The 569-nt window shown below is 45.3% G+C and carries 1 pseudogene; it reads right to left on the reverse strand.

Features of this window, described 5'->3' with window-relative positions:
* Nucleotides 1–128: 128 nt before the first annotated feature.
* Nucleotides 129–569 (reverse strand): annotated as a pseudogene (locus R7R24_RS29180) (substrate binding domain-containing protein); the annotation flags it as partial.

The following is a 569-nucleotide window of genomic DNA, read 5'->3' on the forward strand; positions in this document are numbered from 1 at the left end:
TTGGGTAATGCATAACGTCCGTGTTACTCCGTTTGAAGTGTTTTGTTTTTATTGAGATTTATTCTCAATAGCTAGATTAGGGCTCAAGTGGCGAAATTCAACCAAAAAATACAAACAATATGAAGCACCTAGAAGTAATGAGAAATGGTGAGGTAACGTTCGCGAATGTGCTCGATGAGCAGCTTAACCTTATTCGGCGGCTGACGCGTAAACGGATATACCGCGTAAATGCCCAGCTTTTTGCCGACCAGTTCGGGGAAAATATCCACCAGCTGGCCATTACGAATATCGTGGTACACCAAACAGCGAGGCACATACGCAATGCCGTGTCCGCCTAATGCTGCTTTGCGCAGAGCGGTGGCATTGTCGGTTGAAAAGCTTCCAGAGACTCGAACAATATAATTGCCTTCGTCACTCTTAAATTCCCACTCCGATGCACCGGTGGTTTGATAAGCTTATTGCAAACAGTTGTGCGAAGTCAGATCGATAGGTTCGATAGGTTTGCCGTTTTTAGCAATATAAGAAGGCGATGCGCATACCACCCATTGAGAGTCTAGTATATGCCGAGC

The organism is Vibrio sp. 704 (assembly GCF_033339295.1).